The sequence below is a fragment of the Pseudomonadota bacterium genome, from assembly GCA_018823285.1.
Taxonomy (GTDB): domain Bacteria; phylum Desulfobacterota; class Desulfobulbia; order Desulfobulbales; family JAGXFP01; genus JAHJIQ01.
In genome coordinates this window covers 65,223-82,507 of record JAHJIQ010000047.1, presented here as the reverse complement: position 1 = coordinate 82,507, position 17,285 = coordinate 65,223, and the positions used below count along the sequence as shown (strand labels likewise).

Sequence of the window (17,285 nt, the reverse complement as noted above, 5' to 3'; positions counted from 1 at the left end):
TGTAATGATTTGATCAGCTAAACCGTTTTCTTGGCCCTGGTCATGGCAATGGTCCCGGTGCGCACAATTTCCTGGATTCCGATGGGTTTAAGGATATCTATAACAGCCTGAATCTTGTCTTCAGTGCCGGTCACTTCGACCGCGTAGCTTTTGGGGCTGACATCGACAACTTTTCCTCGAAAGATATCGATCACTCTTAACACCTCAGCCCTTGTTGCGGCCTCCGCTTTCACCCTGATCAGAACCATCTCCCGTTCCACATAGTCGGTTTCAGCCATATCCGTGACTTTGATGACATCGATCAGTTTATGCAACTGTTTGGTGATCTGTTCAATGATCGCATCCGCACCGACCGTTACTAATGTCAAACAGGAAACATCAGGATCAATAGTCTGATTGACGGCAAGGCTCTCAATATTAAATCCCCGTCCACTGAAAAGGCCCGTTACCCGTGACAGGACACCCGGTTTATTCTGTAACAAAACTGATATTGTGTGTTTCATCGATCTTCCTTACTTAGTCATTGTCCATCGCTTACCATTGAAACCGACGGACAGTGTTCCTTGATTGATTTCACCCTTCGGGGACTCACTTCAGTACCCCCTTGAGGGGTATAAGTTTCGTACGAGCAGACAAGCTGCTCAACTTCAGCTTTATTCGCCTGCGATCAGACCAGAAGCATTTCCGTCGTTGCCTTCCCGGCTGGAACCATGGGATAGACACCTTCCTCTCTGGAAATCACAAAATCCATGATAACTGTATTGTCGGTTTTTAAAGCTTCCTTGATCACCGGCTCAACCTCGCTGGGCTTGCTCGCCCGTAAACCGACAGCACCGTATGCTTCCGCCAGTTTAACAAAATCAGGAGCGGTATCCAGGGTGGTGGCGGAATACCGCTTGTCATAAAACAGTTCCTGCCACTGCCTTACCATACCAAGATAATTGTTGTTCAAAATTGCTATCTTGACCGGGCATTTGTACTGTCTTGCGGTAGCCAGTTCCTGAATATTCATCTGGATACTGCCATCTCCGGCAATATCAATAACGGTTTTCCCGGGTGCCGCCATCTGGGCGCCGATCGCGGCAGGAAAGCCATATCCCATAACTCCGAGACCTCCCGAGGTCATGAAGGAACGGGGTTTGTTGAAATGGTAGAACTGGGCCGCCCACATCTGGTTCTGGCCGACTTCGGTGGTGATTATGGCCTCACCATGGGTCAGCTCATGAAGTTTCTGGACAACAAACTGCGGCTTGATCACATCTTTCTCTTCAACATAGCCGAGGGGGTGTTTCTTCTTCCACTCACCGATCTGCTCAAGCCAGGGAGCATGCTTTTTGGCGACCTCACTCTTCTTGAAGTCCTTGTTCCGGTCGAGCCAGGAATTCATCGCGGAGACAGCATGCTTGCAGTCGGCGACAATCGGAATATCGACTCTCACATTCTTGCTGATGGAAGTCGGGTCAATATCGATATGGATGATTTCTGCGTTGGGGGCAAAGGCATCGATCCTGCCGGTGACCCGGTCATCGAACCGAGCGCCGATGGCAATCAGCACATCACAATTGGCAACCGCCATGTTGGAATAATATGTTCCATGCATACCGAGCATTCCCATCGACAAAGGGTCTGTCCCCGGGAACCCGCCAAGCCCCATAAGAGTCATGGTTACCGGCGCCGAGAGCTTCCGGGCAAGTTCGGTCACCTCATCATGGGCGTTTGAAGCGATGACCCCGCCCCCGATATAAAATACAGGCTTACTGGCGGTCAGAATGGACTTGCACGCTTTTTCGATCTGGCCCGGATGAGGTTCGTAAGTAGGTTTGTAGGTCCTCATCTTTACCGGTTTCGGCTCGCTGTATGTGACCTTGGCAGCAACCACATCCTTAGGCAGGTCAATCAGGACCGGGCCGGGGCGACCGGTCCGGGCGATATGAAATGCCTCCCTGATGGTCGGGATCAGATCCTTGGGGTCCTTGACAAGATAATTGTGTTTCGTGCAGGGTCTGGTAATGCCTACAATATCAACTTCCTGGAAGGCATCGTTGCCGATCAGGGCGGTGGGCACCTGCCCGGTAAAAACGACCAGTGGAATTGAATCGCAATATGCCGAAGCAATACCGGTTACGGTATTGGTTGCACCCGGCCCTGAAGTGACCAGGGCCACCCCCACGTCACCGATAACCCTGGCATAGGCATCAGCTGCGTGGACAGCAGCCTGTTCATGGCGAACCAGAACATGGGTAAGATCATTATTCTTTAATATTTCGTCATACAGATCGATGACCGCCCCTCCGGGAAACCCGAAGATGACTTTAACATCCTGCTCTTTCAGGCATTTCATTACGGCTTCAGCGCCTGTAATCTTCATGATACTTTTCCTTGGTTTATTTTTTCAATCAAACGGCATCACCTTCCGGGCCCGAATATCCGTAACCCGAAAAGAAATCAATACCATAAATAACGACAATGTAAGACAGAATCCGTAATATTTATTTATTGAGAGAAAAACCGCAACTCGAAAGATGTGTATCTGCGAAAAAAAACTCTTTCTTCCCGCAGCCGGTTGAGAGCACCTGATCAGGGCAACCCCATTCCCTACAAAAAAACAGACTCCAACCCTCCAGGAAGAGGAGAAAGACCAGCCTCCCGGGCAAACTCCATAAATGTTTCAACGGCCGCTAGGCCCTCATCACCAAGTTCCACCGTGAACTCATTCACATAAAGGGAGATGTGTTCAGAAACAACTTCGTCATCCATTTCCTGGGCATGCATCCGAATATAGCCTTTCGCACTTTCCGGTTCGGCAAGCCCCCTCCTGACACTCTCCCTGATACAGGATTCGATATATGAAATACGCTCCCTGCCAATCGTCCTGCGGGCAACTATCGCTCCTAAAGGTATCGGCAAACCTGTTTTCTCTTCCCACCACTCACCGAGATCAAGGACTTCCTCAAGACCAAAGTTGCGAAAGGTAAACCGGCTTTCATGAATGATCAACCCGGCATCGACCGTCCCGGCGGCCACTGCCGGCATGATCTGATCAAATCTCATCACCACCAGATTACGGCAGGCAGGTTCATAGAGCTTAAGCAACATTGCCGCTGTCGTATATTTGCCTGGGATGGCAATTCTTTTTCCGGCAATTTCCTTCCGCGCGAATTTATTCCGGCCGACCAGAAGCGGCCCACAGCCACGCCCCAGAGCGCTGCCGGAACGGAGCAGGGTATATTTATCAAGCACATGGACAAGGGCGTGAAATGAAATTTTGGTAACATCAAGTTTCCCTTCAATGGCCCACTCATTGAGCGTTTCGACATCCGCCAGTTCCGGTTCGGAAAAATTCCGCCGGGAATGGCACACCAGGCCTTTGACGAGGGCGTTGAAAATCAACGTATCATTGGGACACGGTGAAAACCCGAGAGAAAGAAGACGATTATCAGAATTCACCGGCAAGTCGCTCCACAATTCGGCAGGTTATTTCCGAGCATCGAGAAATTGCGCCGGCGACGTCCCAGCGTTGCATCTCACGATCAACGACCATATTACTTATGCCGCGGACTTCAAGATACGGCAGCTTGAATTCATTGCAGATCCGCGCAATTGCCGCCCCTTCCATGTTCTCACAAATGGCAGAAAATTTTTCCTGCAGATAATCTCCACGCTTTACTGTCGCGCTGACTGAAGAGACGGTAACAAAGCCCCCTTCATGAAACAGAATTCCCGCATCAGTTAGAACAGCGCGAGCTTTGGCCAACAGGCGCGGATCAACACGAAAAACCGTTTCCGGGGCAAAAGATGCATCGAGAGAATCGATCCGGTCGGGATAACATATTCCGAGATCACCGAGCACTTCTTTACCGGCAAGACACACGTCAAGGAGCTTTGCCCCCCCGCCCCGGTATGCCCCGGCAATGCCTGTCAGAACAACAGCGGATATTTTATTCTCCGTGCGGGACAGATAACGGCAGAGGGTCACGGCAGACTCAAGGATCCCTACCCCGCAAACCAGACAGGAAATACTGTCTATCCCTTTCAAGCCGGATTCAACGGGAAACATTTCATTTTTTGTCGGAGCCACAAGAAGAATCATGCGTCACTTTTTATCTCTGTGGGGAACATCAGGAAATACGGGACACAACCGACCATCCGCCGTTACTCTCTCGTGGGACCACAAGAAACAGAACTCAACTGAGCAGATAGCCTGAGACCGGGAAATACCTTTATTTTACCGGCGGCAGATGCTCGGAGTCATAACGTTTTTTTATTCTGTTATCAGTGTCAAGCACTGCGATCAGAGGTTTATAGGCCTTGAGATCCTCTGCCGTATACAGGGCATAGCTCACAATAATAACAAGGTCATCGGTCATCCCCTTCCTGGCTGCGGCTCCGTTCAGGGCAATGGTTCCGGATCCGGGAGGTCCTTCGATAACGTAGGTATCAAAGCGCTCGCCGTTGTTGATATTGTAGATCTTCACCTTCTCGAACGGAATCAGGCCTACCGCATCCATCAACTCCCGGTCGATGGTCAGACTACCCTCGTAATTGATATTGGCATCGGTAACCCGTGCCCGATGGAGTTTCGACTTCAACATATAGTGCAGCATTCATTCACCTGATTATTTTTGGCAATCCGTAAAAAACTTCTTCAATTCTGCAAAAGGAAGGCATTGTCGATCAGTCTGGTTTTGCCGATCTTCACCGCCATCGCCAACAGCGAGGATTCATCAATCGATGAAACCGGATGAAGATTTTCACTGTTGACTATTTCCAGGTACTCAATTCCATCTACGCCTGAGGATGCAATGTGGTTCTCAATTTCCCGCAGAATCTTGCGACTGTCAAGCACTCCTGCCGCAGCGAGATCTCTGGCCATTTGAATCCCTTTGAAAAGACAAAGCGCCCGGACTCTTTCTTCACGGGTCAGATAACTGTTTCTCGAACTCATGGCCAGTCCGTCTTTTTCACGGACCGTCGGCAGGTCAATGATCTTGATCTGCCAGTCCAGATCCCTGACCATCCTGCGGATAACCGCCAGCTGCTGAAAATCCTTACTGCCAAAGACGGCAACCTGCGGCATCACGAGATTGAACAGTTTGGCGACAACGGTACAAACCCCGTCAAAATGACCTGGACGGCTTCTGCCGCAAAGACCTTCCGTCAAACCGCCGACAGAAACCCTGGTCCGGGATTCACTCCCATACATGTCGGTCGCGACAGGGGCAAACAGCACATCAACCCTTTCCTCTTCAGCCATTGCCCGATCACGTTCAAAATCCCTGGGGTAGGCATCAAGGTCCTCTCCGGGAGCAAACTGTAACGGGTTGACAAACAGGCTGACCACTACTTTGTCGCCATGCTCTGCAGCAGTTCGCATCAGAGCAAGATGTCCTTCATGAAAAAAACCCATGGTGGGAACAAGTGCTATGGCCTGCCCTTTCCGGATCTGCTGGAGGGCCCATTCACTCATTTTGGCGGGATCGGAAATAATCTGCATTGTCTGGCGGTTTGCCGAAAAAAGCCCGGAATGACGCGGGGGTCTCTGAACCCAATTTACTCCTTGGAAACTGGAGCCTTCAGGTTATTCATCTTCTCGGTCAAGATGCTTTTGCTGGCCGGGGGGAGCTCTTTTTCCAGAGAGGCCTCGGAATATTTCTGCAGCGCCTCATCTGTTTTCCCCTGCAATTCAAGCACCCTGCCGCTGGCCAGGAGCCCATTCAACCGAAACCCCTTGAAGGAGTCAAGCTTGCGGTAATAGATCATCGCCTGCTCAAGTTCGTTATTATTCTCATAGGCAAGGCCTAAACTGCTAAAAAGGAGTGGCCGGAGGGGGCTGTCACCTGCCAGATCACTCTCAACTGCTTTATATTTCGACAATGCGGCAGGATAATCTCCCTTTTCAAAAGCTCGGTGCCCCTGCTCCATTTCACTCCAGAGGGCAGCTTCGGTCCCCGGAAAATCAGTTGCCACCTGCCTATACAGATCAAGCTGTTTGTCCGGCTCAACTTCCTGAACCGCCAGATGCAGGCTGGCGGAAGCCTCGTTTTTTTTATTGGCGGTATAATAGTCGTAATAGGTCCAGGCAAATATCAAGATCACAATGGTGACCGCTGCGAGCTGGAGGGCCGTAGCATTTTCCCGAATGGCCTTGATCAGTTTTGGAGGCAGATCAAGCTCTTCAAGAAGACCGTCCTTCCTTTCAATATCGATCAGTTCCGGTTTATCCTTTTCCAAAACATTTCCACCTGCCATCAGTATTCCTCAAAACATTAGATAGTTAACGAATGACACCTGATTAAGAGAAGATGCCAATATACCTCAAAGTCAAAAAAAATCATTGGTAAAGTGATGAAATTGCTCTTTATAGCATCTCTTTTCCGGTTTATAACGTCTGCATGGACAGTCGGGATTTCAGATCAAGAGTGCAGTCGGTTTCGGAACTGACCAGTTCAATCAGAGGGCTGCTGGAAACTGAAATGCCCTTTGTTTCTGTTTCCGGAGAGATATCGAACCTCAGAAATCCCGGATCAGGCCACTTCTATTTCACCCTGAAAGACCAACTCGCCCAGATCAGGGCCGTGATGTTCAAACCGCAGCAGAAGTACCTCCGGGCAACCCCGGATAACGGCCAGGAAGTCCTGTGCCGGGGAAGAATCTCGGTCTATGAACCCAGGGGCGAGTACCAGATCATCGTGGACCTGATAGAACCTCTGGGTGCAGGCCGTCTGCAAATTGCTTTTGATGAAATGAAACAGCGGCTTGCCGCTGAAGGATTGTTTGACGATTTCCACAAAAGACCCCTTCCCTTCCTGCCGGAGCATATCTCCCTCGTCACCTCAACCGAGGGTGCGGCAATTCATGATTTTTTGAAATCCCTGAACAGTCGTCATCCCGGCCTGACGGTGGATATCTTTCCAGTCAGGGTCCAGGGAGAAAGTGCCGCCGGCGAAATAAGTTCGGCAATCCAAGAGATCAACCGGCTCAACAGAACGAAAGTGATCGTTCTCTGCCGGGGTGGCGGATCGATCGAAGACCTCTGGGCCTTCAATGAGGAAATAGTCGCCCGGGCGATTTTCAATTCATCCATCCCGATCATTTCCGCCGTTGGACACGAGACGGACTTCACCATCGCGGACTTCACCGCTGATTACCGAGCTGCGACACCGACTGCCGCCGCCGAAGCAGTTGTGCCACCTAAGGAGCAACTGGAAAAAAGAGTCTCCCTGGCCCTTGATTCCCTGGTCAGGATTTTTGCCAGATATCTTGAACAGATGCAATTTCAGGTGGATTCACACAAGAAACTCCTCGGAGACCCTTCTCTGATGCTGGAAAATCACGCCCTGAAACTGGCCAACGCCGGCAACAATCTTTACTTCACCCTGCAGACCAAACTGGTCGATTCAGGCAACAGCGTGAGAGATCTTGCAGAACTTCTGATGGAGCAGAACCCGATCCGAATCCTGACATTGAACACCATGAAGTTGAGCGAAATAAACAAACGGTTGAAATTTGCCGTGAAGATTGTCCTCGACAGAAAATACCAGGAATTCAGGAGATCCGGAGCCACGCTCGATGCCGTCAGCCCCCTTGCCGTGCTGGGCCGAGGCTATTCGATCACCAGAAAAATGGATGACGGGAAAGTCGTCAAAAACAGCAACCAGCTGAAGGCTGGCGACGAGATAGAAACAATTCTCAAGAAAGGGAAGATCAGAAGCAGGGTAAGTGAAACAGATCCCCGGGAAAAACCGATAAGCGACTAGTGTGTGCTCAATACCCGTCCTGGGTCCACATGCTCTCCTCAAAACCAACCACCTGATTACGCCCCTGCTCTTTCGCCTTGTAAAGAGCGATATCGGCAAATTTGATCGACTCCCAGAACCCTTCGGAGTCGGCCGGAAATTCGCTGTAGCCGATACTGATCGTCTTTTTTAGGGCACCATCGGGAATGTTGATCACCGTCCGCTCCATGGTGGTCCGGATTCTCTCGGCCAGATCCTCAATATCCTGACGACCCTTCACATCAATCAACAGGACCAGAAATTCTTCACCACCATAGCGGATGACCATATCCGAAGCCCTGACACAGCCAAGCAGAACCTCTGCGGTTTTAATCAGAACAATGTCACCGGTCTCATGGCCATGGGTATCATTGACTTCCTTGAAGAAATCCATATCACACATCAGAACGCCGACCTTGGTCCCTCTTCTCAAGGTGCTGGCCACCAGAGTGTCGGTATATGATTCGAGAAAACGCCGATTGTAAAGATCGGTCATCGGGTCCTTCAGGGTGCTTTCCTGAAGAGCAGAGGCAAAGCGTTTGGCTTCGAGAACCGGCGTCGCCTCTTTTATATAGCGGATGGCTCTTTTAACCCTGTCCTCAAAGTCCCGCAGCTCTGACTGGGGAACGTTCTTGTCATACAGGAACTGAACAATCCCCACCACTCTGCCGCTGGCGAGCATCGGCACGCAATGATGCTCCATGCGTTCGCCATGGGGAAACACCTTGCAGATCGCAGGATACTGCAGAGAAGAAACCGAGTGGCCGGTGCGTTTGGCACGACAGAAATTGCAGTCATCAAGAATTTCCGTACTGCAGACATCTTTATAATCGGAAGAGAACGCTACGGACATGTTGTTTTTGTTGCCGGACATTTCATAGATAAACAGTTTGTCAAATCCATACCTTTCCTGCAGCAACGCGGCCAGCCGCTGATTCACCTCGGTGGTCGTCTCTTCTTCCTCGATCACGGCCTTGAACGTATTCAGACTGAAAATATTATCCACCAGTCTATTCAGATGAAAGGCAAGTTTACCGATCTCATCATTTGTTCTCACGCCGATCCTCTCAGCCTGATCACTCTCCCCTCTGGCAATAAACTCAATTTTCTGTGAAATATTGGCCAGGGGAGAAACAATCAGGTTGATATAGAGAATGGAACCGATGATCAGAATCACAGCCAGAACCAGAGCAATAATGATCGTCTTGTACTGGGACCTGGTGATGATTCGCGAAATGTCCTGCAAGTCGTCATTGTTTCTGTCATTTATCCTGACCGCAAGAGTGGTGACGATTTCGTGAATATCATCCAGAATTTCAAGGACGGAATCCAGAGCTTCATCCCGTGCCTCCTCGGAGCCGCCACTCAACCTGATCTCAACCAGTTCGCTGAAAGACTGGTCAAGATCACTGAATTCAACCAGAATATCATCAACCATCGTGATGATCTCAGTATCATCTGATGGAAGGACATTGAATACATCCATGGTCTTTTTGGAGATTTTGGCAACATCGAGGATACTCCCACCGTTTTTCAGGGCCAGAATCATCCGCTCCAGTTCAGCAAGCCGATCCTGATTTGAAAGGACATTCAGATCATCTTTCCGGAGATTTTCTTCATTCAGGATATGAAGCAGAGATATTTTGAACCCGTTCAGGCTGCGAAGGATGTACTGGCTTATTTTATATTGAGGGATGCTGACGGCGCCGATATTTCGATTCAGCGATTTGATGCTGTGCAGGGTAAAGGAATTGATACTGACCAAGAGCACCAGACCGGCAAGAGAGACGGTCAGAAGACCCATCAGTTTCCCGGTAATGCTGGTGTCCAGGCATTTTCTCAGCAGGCAGCCGAGAAAGGTGTCTTCATGGCAGCCGATCCAGCCAAGCACACCACATGATTCCTTTTTTTCCTGCTCCATTTCCGCTGCTCTGTTGCACGTATTGATGTTGAGGACAAAAAGCAACTTCCCCTTAAAAATCAGCACCTAACGGAGATCTTATCACAGAACAATTTCTAACAGCAAGCAACAATACAGGAAAAGTGAAAAACTTTGGAATGAACAAAATGATGGTCGGGACGAGAGGATTCGAACCTCCGACCCCAGCGTCCCGAACGCTGTGCTCTACCAGACTGAGCCACGTCCCGACCCGGAGACTACTACTATGATGCGAGACATCCCGGACATACCCGCCGGGATAAAAAAATCAGGGGTCGGAAACCAATCCAACCCCTGATAGGTAACTCGGGATATACCTGACCTGTCAATTTATTTAACAGCGTCGGCCAGTTTGCTACCGGGCTTAAAGCGAGCAACTTTACGTGCAGGAATTTTAATGGCTGCGCCGGTCTGAGGGTTGCGACCCTGACGGGCAGACCTTTTGGTCACAGAAAAAGTACCGAAACCTACCAGAGTAACTTTGTCCCCTTTAGCCAGTGCACCGGAAACGGCGTCTAAAAGACCGGTAAGTGCTCTTTCAGCAGCAGCTTTGCTGATGCTAGCAGCATTGGCCATATTTTCTACCAGTTCACCTTTGTTCATGCTCGCTTTCCTCCTGTAAATTTTTGGTGTGTATGCTTATGTCGGGTCACAGCAGTCTGTAACCGATTTAATCAAATGAATATTGATTGTCAAATAAAAAAAAGAAAGCCGATAATCAGTATTCACAGGACAGTACAGCCTAATCCAAGTCAAATTTCAAGGAAAAAAATATCAATCTCAAAAAAAAAGAATTTCAGCTCCGGAAAAGGGCAAAACTCTTTATCAGCAAGTCATTTGGGCAGATATTACTTCCCGTTGTATTTCCGGTGTTTTAGCTAACTGAAAGCTGATCTTTACCTGCCGTTCGGATCAAAACACACCTTACCTGCACCAATGCGCAATAATTTTTGCAAGATATTCTTTCTCAAAATCGGGGCGCCTAGTTTCTCAAGATCATCATGCATCACTTCCACCCTGACCTCTCTCCCGGAACCAGCCACCAGCCTCACCCGGCATCCGTGAAACCCGAGTTTGTGCATTTCTGACTCATAGAGGGCGACCCGGTCAAGCTTTTCCCCGGTAATGGTCATTCCTGCGGGAAATCTCGTGGCCAGACACGATGCCGAGATCTTGTTCCAGTTCGGCAGGCCAAGGTCCCTGCAGATCTGTCTTACCATATCTTTCCCGATTCCTGCTTCAATCAGGGGGGTTTTAACATCCAGTTCCATCACTGCCTTTCTGCCCGGTCGATCATCACCAAGATCATCAAGGTTGCTGCCGTCCATCAGGACCCGGCCTGTATCTGCCAAAGAATCAAGAAAGAGCGAATAAATCTTTTTCTTGCAGAGATAACAGCGCTCGGTCGGGTTGGCTACAAACTCGGGCCAGGAGAGTGGATCGGCGGGAATGATTCGCAGCTCGCAGCCGATCAGGTCGGCAATCATTTTTACATTTTCAATCTCGCCGGGAGGCTGCAGAACGGAATCGGCAAAAAAAGCCACGGTCGCAGACCCGAACACATCCACCGCCGCCCTCAGCACAAGGGAACTGTCAACTCCTCCTGAAAAAGCGACCGCACCGGGAGACCTGTTGACAATGGCGAGCAACTGCTCATATTTACCGGGAAATGACATCCGGGAGCTTAGACCAGAGAGACGAATAAAATAAAAATCCCCAGGGCAAACCCTTTTGCTGAACGCAAAACTTTCTCGTTCCTCGAAAGTGGGGTATTCAATTGAATTTATCGTGCATAAACGCAGCAAGCTGCGGGGAATTAAAGCCGAATAGAGATTGAAAAGACAATCAACCTCGGGCACAGAAGAACTTCCCCGATCATCATTTATCGGGCAGGGTTCTAAACGGAATTCCGAGGACAAACCCCTCTTCCGCGACCCATTTCTTAAGGGTTTCGGCAATCTCGCGAGCCCTGACCACACTCGATAATGGGGCCGTCAGGACTTCCTTGCCGTTCACCTCGATCTTTCCGCTCTTCAGCTCGGCATAGCTGACTTCCCCATAGTTTCTGGCAATCCCGTGGGAGTAATCGTGGGAATAGTCGACGACCTGGGTAAAGATATCCTCATCTGCTATGCCGGTGAAGCCGGCAATCTCCTCGTTCAGCACTGGAATCGGCACCCCGATCCCCACCGCAAGAGTTGACCCGTAGCCCTGCATGCTGATTCCTTTCAACCAGCGGGAAGACATGGCTTTCAAGTCTCCCTGAACCATGATGGTCCCGGACGGGCGCCGGGGCACTCCGTTTTCGCTTCTCAGTGCCCCCGGGTTGTGCTGCGTTCCGTGCCAGGTGACGAAACCCTCGCCACCGCCCAGAAAGATCCTGGTCCCAAGACCGATGGTCCGGTAATACGGGTCGTTCATCAGCGGGCTCAACTGACCGGCGCTGCAATAGGTGGCATTACGCCCCTTGGGTTTTAACGTTCCCATATAGGTGTAAATGGTGTTGTCCGAGAGATTGATCGCACAGTTATAATTCTGGTAGCAGTTTCTTGGATTGCAAAGCAGTGCATACGGAAGATCTTTCAGGGTCACGCTCTTCTCAACCTTCCGGTTCGGATAGCAGTCGGTCCCGTAGCCGGTGGCCTTCAGCAGTACTTCTTTTCCGGCGACCAGATCTTCAATGACATGGCCGCCTCCATAGCGGAATTCACCCGGGAAAACCTTGTTGAGGGGGTCGTCTTCCAGGGGCTCGGTAGCGCCGATGTAGATATCGACCGCCGCAAGCCCCGCATAGGCGGGAACGTTGTTGAGCCAGACCTTTGAAGCCTTGGTTGTCGGGTTGGTGTGACCGAAATTGATAAACGCTCCCGATGAACACATCGGGGAGAAGGTGCCGGTGGTAACCACATCCACCCGCCTTGCGGCCTCGACGGATCCGTTATCCCTGACGATTGCGATCATCTCTTCGGCAGTGACCACCACCGCCTCGCCACCACGAATCCGGCTGTTGATCTCTTCAATCGTTTTATTGATCTTGAATGTGCTCATATCATGTTCCGTTTGCGTGTTCAATCCATGACCGACAGCACCTTGTGCCCGGCCTTTTCAAGGTCTCGGACCACAGGGTCGATGTCACCCTTGCCGAGCCGGAAAAAATAGACTTTACGACGGGAAGGCTGGCTTTCTGTGGCCACACTCATGATCTCAAGATGATGGCTCTTGATGATCCGGGTAACATCCTCCACCCCGCTGTCCTTGTCAACGATCACATCGAGCCTGGTCGAAGATTTCAGCAAACCCATCACCTCAATAAAACCGGAAACGATATCCGAAGAGGTGATCACCCCCACCAGCTTCTTCTTGTCCATGACCGGCAGGCCGCCGATCTTGAAATCGTGGATCAGCCGGGCTGCCTTTTCAATGCTGGAATTCACATTCACGGTCAGCGGGTTTAAAACCATGACCTCATGAACCGGAATATCCTCAACCATCGATGGAAAGAAGTACTGCCGCAAATCGCTCATGGTGATAAAACCGACCAGCTCGTCCCCTTCCATAACCGGGAGATGACGTATCGAATGCTCCTGCATAAGGGCTACCGCTTCCTGAAGGAGGGTGTCTCTCTGAACAACCACGGGGTCGGGATGCATCCAGTTTTTAACTTTCATAGAATTTCTGCCTGATTGAAAAAACCTTCATTTTTCGCCTGGTAACCCGGCAACCACAATCACCCCGGCCAGGAGCCTCGATCGACCGAAGTTCCACTCTGTGAAATGGCCGGATGCGAGAGTCTCTTCATAGAACAAAAGCACTATTATTGCAAGATTGAAACTTGGATCATCAGGAGGGGTTTAAACCTAAGCCCGGTACAGTCCATGTGGTTTTTTCGGAACGATCGGCATTTAACTTGTTGAAACTGTTGTTTCCTTTTATTATGCGCCCTTTCATTATAAAAAACATTTCAGAGAAACAGAACATGCCCGAGAGTCATAAAAAGAAAAACAAAACCGAAAAAAGCGACACTCTGCTCAAGGTCCGGAACAGAATCGACGAAATCGACCTCAATCTGCTGAACCTGATCAAAGAACGTCTTGCCTGCGCGCAGGAAATCGGGAGACTGAAAAGCAAGAACAATCTCGCCAAATGGGACCCGTTACGGGAAAGGCAGATTTTCGAGCGACTCCACGCTGAAAATCAGGGGGTATTCCCGGAACAATCATTAAACGCGGTGTTCCGCGAAATCATCACCACCTGCCGCTTGTCACAGAAAAAGGTCGATGTGGCCTACCTCGGACCGGAAGCAACCTTCTCTCATCTGGCAGGGGTCGAATATTTCGGCCAGAGTGCGGATTACCGGCCCGTGGAGACGATTGAGGATATCTTTCTTGAGATCGAAAGAGAAAGAATCCTGTACGGCATCGTCCCCGTGGAAAACTCGATCGAAGGTTCGGTTACTTCCACCCTTGATTCCTTCATGAAATGCAACGTCAAGATCTGCGGGGAACTGAACCTCGGAATCAAACACAATCTGGTAAACCAGTCCGGAGATATCCGGGACATCAAAAAGGTGGTCTCCCACTCCCAGCCCCTTGCCCAATGCCGCCAGTGGCTCAAAAAAAACCTGCCGAACATCCCGACCCAGGCTCTTTTCAGCACCGGTGTCGCCTCAAAAGCCGCTGCGGAAGATGCTTCCATTGCGGCGATTGCCAGTTCCCTGGCAGTCAAAACCTACCGGTTGCAGACGGTGGTGAAGGGCATCGAGGATTACCGCGGCAACACCACCCGGTTCCTGCTGATCGGCCGCAGCTCACCTGCCCGCAGCGGCCGCGACAAGACGTCTCTTCTCGTCGGCCTGCTCGACCGGCCGGGCGCCCTGTATGATTCGCTCAAAATACTGGCCAAAAAAAAGATCAACCTCACCAGGATTGAATCCCGACCGGTAAAAAGCGAACCCGGAAAATATCTCTTCTTTCTCGACATGGAAGGCCACATCGAAGATGAGTTTATCAAGGACGGCTGTGCGGAACTTAAGCAGAGCAGCTCCTATTTCGAGTGGCTTGGTTCTTACCCCAGATCTGCAACCTGATTTTCGACTGCTCCGGTCCTGACGATTACGGAAATTAAACCTCATTCTGGCAAGCAATGTGATTCGATGCTGATTCTGGGAATAGAAAGCTCATGTGATGAAACGGCAGCAGCGGTGCTGGATGATAACCGCCGGCTCCTTTCCAGCGTGATCAACTCGCAGATCGATATTCATGCCCGGTATGGCGGAGTGGTGCCGGAGCTTGCTTCCCGCCAGCATATAAGGAATATTTATCTCGTTGTCCAGCAGGCTCTCTCTGAAGCAGGCGTCACCCTGCCGGAGATTGACGGGCTTGCGGTTACCGAAGGCCCGGGGCTCGTCGGCTGTCTGCTGGTCGGTCACACCTTCTGCAAGGCAATCTCTCTGGCCTTGAAAAAACCGATGGTCGGGGTCGATCACCTGAACGGCCACCTGCTGTCGGTTTTCCTGGGTCCTGAGCCCCCGGAGTTTCCTTATGTGGCGATGGTCGCTTCCGGCGGTCATTCAAGCCTTTTTCTGGTCAATGATCACCATGACTTCAAACTTCTCGGCCGGACCCGTGATGATGCCGCCGGTGAAGCCTTCGACAAAGTCGCCAAACTGCTTGATCTCGGCTATCCGGGAGGTCCGGTAGTGAGCAGGATCGCCAAAGAAGGCGACCCTTCCGCAATCGAGTTTCCCAGGGCATTGCTCGGACCGGACAATCTTGATTTCAGTTTCAGCGGTCTCAAAACATCGGTGGCCAACTATCTGAATAGCCGGAACCAAAAAAATCTTCCCGTCAACACCAATGACATCTGCGCTTCGTTCCAGGAGGCAATTGTTGAGGTGATCACGGAAAAATCAATCCGGGCGTGCCGACAGACCGGTTGCGAAAATCTTGTTCTGGCGGGAGGCGTTGCCGCAAACCACCGACTTCGCAAATCACTTGCCGACAGATGCGCTACTGAAAATATCAGACTTTATCTCACACCGATCGAATACTGTACCGATAATGCGGCGATGATCGCCCTGGCCGGGTATTTCAATTTTGCCGATCGCGCCTCGGTAGCTCCCGACAGCGACGTGTACTCCAGATCAACCATTTTCCAGACCTGAACGATGAATCTCCAGATCAACCGGACACTGCAATACTATTACCTGAAACTCAAACGCCTCAAGGGGGACCCGGCTTCTCTCGCCAGGGGTGTCGCTCTGGGGACCTTCATCGGCATAACTCCGACCATCCCCCTGCATACCGCGCTGATCATCATTCTCTCTTTTCCGTTGCGGGCAAGCAAAGTCTCTTCCCTTCTCTCAAGTTTCATGGTCAGCAATCCATTTACCTTTTTTTTCCAGTATTATTTTTCCTGGTATATCGGCAACACCCTGCTGCCTGGGGTCATTACCTGGGAAAAAATGAGTGTCGTCATGGGTGCAATCACTTCTTTTGCGGGTTTCACAGCGGAAATGGCCGCCCTCGGCAAGCTTGGCGTTGCTGCAGTGTGCGTCCTTGTTCTTGGCGGATGCATCCTGGCGCTCCCTTTTACGATCGTCTCGTATTTCCTGTCGTTGCAATTCTTCAGAAAAATCGAAACCAAAAGGGCCGAACGAAGAGCCCGGCAGAACTCTCGTGACCAGCTCTCCTGACATCAAGAAAATACTCAAGCAGCACAAGCTTGCTCCGAGCAAGAAACGGGGGCAGAACTTTCTGGTCAACCCCCAGACCTCCGAGGCCATTGTCAGAAAAGCGGGGGTGACTCCAGACGACATCATCCTTGAGCTTGGGGTAGGTCTCGGGTCGCTCACCTTTCCCCTGGCCAGTGCGGCTAGACGGGTGATCGGAATCGAACTCGACCGGGGCATTGTGGAATGGTACGAACATGAAAAAACCCTTCCGGAAAATGTGGAACTGGTCCACCAGGACCTCCTCAAGGCGGATTTCGATAAAATCAGCAGTGATATCGGCTGCCGGCTGAAAATTCTCGCCAACCTCCCCTACAATGTTTCAAACCCGCTCCTCTTCAAACTCATTGAAAACCGGGAGGTGGTTGAATCGGCGACCCTGATGCTCCAGAAAGAAGTCGGGCAGAGGCTTGCCGCAGGCCCCGGCGGGAAAGATTATGGCGTCCTCTCGGTTCTGGCCGCCACCTGCGCGGAAACTGCCGTCCTGATGCAGATCGGGCCCGGCCAGTTCCATCCCCGCCCCAAGGTTGATTCCGTGGTGGTCAAGATTGTTTTTCATCCCGAATCAGAGCGAATCAAATCCCTGCCGCCATTTTCATACCCGCTGTTGAAAAAAGTGGTCAAGGCCTCCTTCCAGCAGAGGCGCAAAACTCTCCACAACAGCCTGCGGGCCTCGGGAATTGTCGGGACGGAAAAAGAAAACCTTCCCCGGGTGTTCGAGGCTTCGAGGATTGCTCCTTCCGCCAGACCGGAGACCCTTACGGTTACCGATTTCATCAATCTCGCAAACGCCATCGGTGAAGCGCCGATCCCGGCCAAACCATAACCAGGGTACATACAG

At 50.9% G+C, this 17,285-nt stretch carries 17 protein-coding genes and 1 tRNA gene; 5 read left to right on the top strand and 13 right to left on the bottom strand.

Annotated elements, in window-relative coordinates:
• Window positions 1-17 precede the first annotated feature (17 nt).
• From ilvN to KKG35_11480, 7 genes are all read right to left on the bottom strand, one after another.
• Complete coding sequence (gene ilvN, locus KKG35_11510; GenBank protein ID MBU1738753.1) at window positions 18-503, bottom strand: acetolactate synthase small subunit; 486 nt, start codon at window positions 501-503, stop codon at window positions 18-20.
• 164 nt (window positions 504-667) lie between these two features.
• A complete protein-coding gene (gene ilvB, locus KKG35_11505; protein ID MBU1738752.1) occupies window positions 668-2,368 on the bottom strand; it encodes a biosynthetic-type acetolactate synthase large subunit in 1,701 nt (566 codons plus the stop codon).
• Between the two features lie 227 nt (window positions 2,369-2,595).
• A complete protein-coding gene (locus tag KKG35_11500) occupies window positions 2,596-3,447 on the bottom strand; it encodes a 1,4-dihydroxy-6-naphthoate synthase (GenBank protein MBU1738751.1) in 852 nt (283 codons plus the stop codon).
• The gene (gene mqnB / locus KKG35_11495) at window positions 3,437-4,078 is read right to left on the bottom strand and encodes a futalosine hydrolase (GenBank protein ID MBU1738750.1); all 642 of its coding nucleotides are present in this window, start codon (window positions 4,076-4,078) and stop codon (window positions 3,437-3,439) included. Before mqnB ends, KKG35_11500 begins: the two co-directional genes overlap by 11 nt.
• A gap of 142 nt (window positions 4,079-4,220) precedes the next feature.
• Window positions 4,221-4,604, bottom strand: a complete 384-nt coding sequence (locus KKG35_11490; protein MBU1738749.1) for an aspartate 1-decarboxylase — start codon at window positions 4,602-4,604, stop codon at window positions 4,221-4,223.
• A 41-nt stretch (window positions 4,605-4,645) separates the two neighbouring features.
• Complete coding sequence (panC, locus tag KKG35_11485) at window positions 4,646-5,494, bottom strand: pantoate--beta-alanine ligase (protein ID MBU1738748.1); 849 nt, start codon at window positions 5,492-5,494, stop codon at window positions 4,646-4,648.
• Between the two features lie 56 nt (window positions 5,495-5,550).
• Window positions 5,551-6,249 (bottom strand): tetratricopeptide repeat protein, encoded by a 699-nt coding sequence (locus tag KKG35_11480; GenBank protein MBU1738747.1) that lies wholly within the window; start codon window positions 6,247-6,249, stop codon window positions 5,551-5,553.
• A gap of 143 nt (window positions 6,250-6,392) precedes the next feature.
• Here KKG35_11480 and KKG35_11475 point away from each other — a divergent pair, with 143 nt between their 5' ends.
• Window positions 6,393-7,757, top strand: coding sequence for an exodeoxyribonuclease VII large subunit (locus tag KKG35_11475; GenBank protein ID MBU1738746.1), 1,365 nt, complete (start codon window positions 6,393-6,395; stop codon window positions 7,755-7,757).
• A 7-nt stretch (window positions 7,758-7,764) separates the two neighbouring features.
• On the opposite strand, the gene KKG35_11470 is transcribed toward KKG35_11475, so the two are convergent.
• The 6 genes from KKG35_11470 to KKG35_11445 all read right to left on the bottom strand — a co-directional run bounded on the left by KKG35_11470 (window position 7,765) and on the right by KKG35_11445 (window position 13,382).
• On the bottom strand, window positions 7,765-9,696 hold the full coding sequence (locus tag KKG35_11470) for a diguanylate cyclase (GenBank protein MBU1738745.1): 1,932 nt from the start codon (window positions 9,694-9,696) through the stop codon (window positions 7,765-7,767).
• Between the two features lie 150 nt (window positions 9,697-9,846).
• Window positions 9,847-9,923: transfer RNA gene (locus KKG35_11465), tRNA-Pro, on the bottom strand.
• 121 nt (window positions 9,924-10,044) lie between these two features.
• Window positions 10,045-10,317 carry an HU family DNA-binding protein gene (locus tag KKG35_11460; protein ID MBU1738744.1) on the bottom strand — a complete coding sequence of 91 codons (273 nt, stop codon included), beginning with the start codon at window positions 10,315-10,317 and terminating at the stop codon, window positions 10,045-10,047.
• 293 nt (window positions 10,318-10,610) lie between these two features.
• Window positions 10,611-11,390 (bottom strand): ATP-dependent sacrificial sulfur transferase LarE, encoded by a 780-nt coding sequence (larE, locus tag KKG35_11455; GenBank protein MBU1738743.1) that lies wholly within the window; start codon window positions 11,388-11,390, stop codon window positions 10,611-10,613.
• Window positions 11,391-11,592: 202 nt separating this feature from the next.
• Window positions 11,593-12,762, bottom strand: a complete 1,170-nt coding sequence (locus tag KKG35_11450) for a homocysteine biosynthesis protein (GenBank protein ID MBU1738742.1) — start codon at window positions 12,760-12,762, stop codon at window positions 11,593-11,595.
• A 20-nt stretch (window positions 12,763-12,782) separates the two neighbouring features.
• On the bottom strand, window positions 12,783-13,382 hold the full coding sequence (locus tag KKG35_11445) for a CBS and ACT domain-containing protein (GenBank protein ID MBU1738741.1): 600 nt from the start codon (window positions 13,380-13,382) through the stop codon (window positions 12,783-12,785).
• 308 nt (window positions 13,383-13,690) lie between these two features.
• Between KKG35_11445 and pheA the strand changes: the two genes are divergently transcribed.
• From pheA to rsmA, 4 genes are all read left to right on the top strand, one after another.
• Complete coding sequence (gene pheA / locus KKG35_11440; protein ID MBU1738740.1) at window positions 13,691-14,800, top strand: prephenate dehydratase; 1,110 nt, start codon at window positions 13,691-13,693, stop codon at window positions 14,798-14,800.
• A 66-nt stretch (window positions 14,801-14,866) separates the two neighbouring features.
• Window positions 14,867-15,877, top strand: a complete 1,011-nt coding sequence (tsaD, locus tag KKG35_11435) for a tRNA (adenosine(37)-N6)-threonylcarbamoyltransferase complex transferase subunit TsaD (protein ID MBU1738739.1) — start codon at window positions 14,867-14,869, stop codon at window positions 15,875-15,877.
• 3 nt (window positions 15,878-15,880) lie between these two features.
• Window positions 15,881-16,408: a DUF2062 domain-containing protein gene (locus tag KKG35_11430; protein ID MBU1738738.1), complete on the top strand. Its 528-nt coding sequence runs from the start codon at window positions 15,881-15,883 to the stop codon at window positions 16,406-16,408.
• Complete coding sequence (rsmA, locus tag KKG35_11425; protein ID MBU1738737.1) at window positions 16,392-17,270, top strand: ribosomal RNA small subunit methyltransferase A; 879 nt, start codon at window positions 16,392-16,394, stop codon at window positions 17,268-17,270. Before KKG35_11430 ends, rsmA begins: the two co-directional genes overlap by 17 nt.
• The last annotated feature ends 15 nt before the right edge of the window (window positions 17,271-17,285 follow it).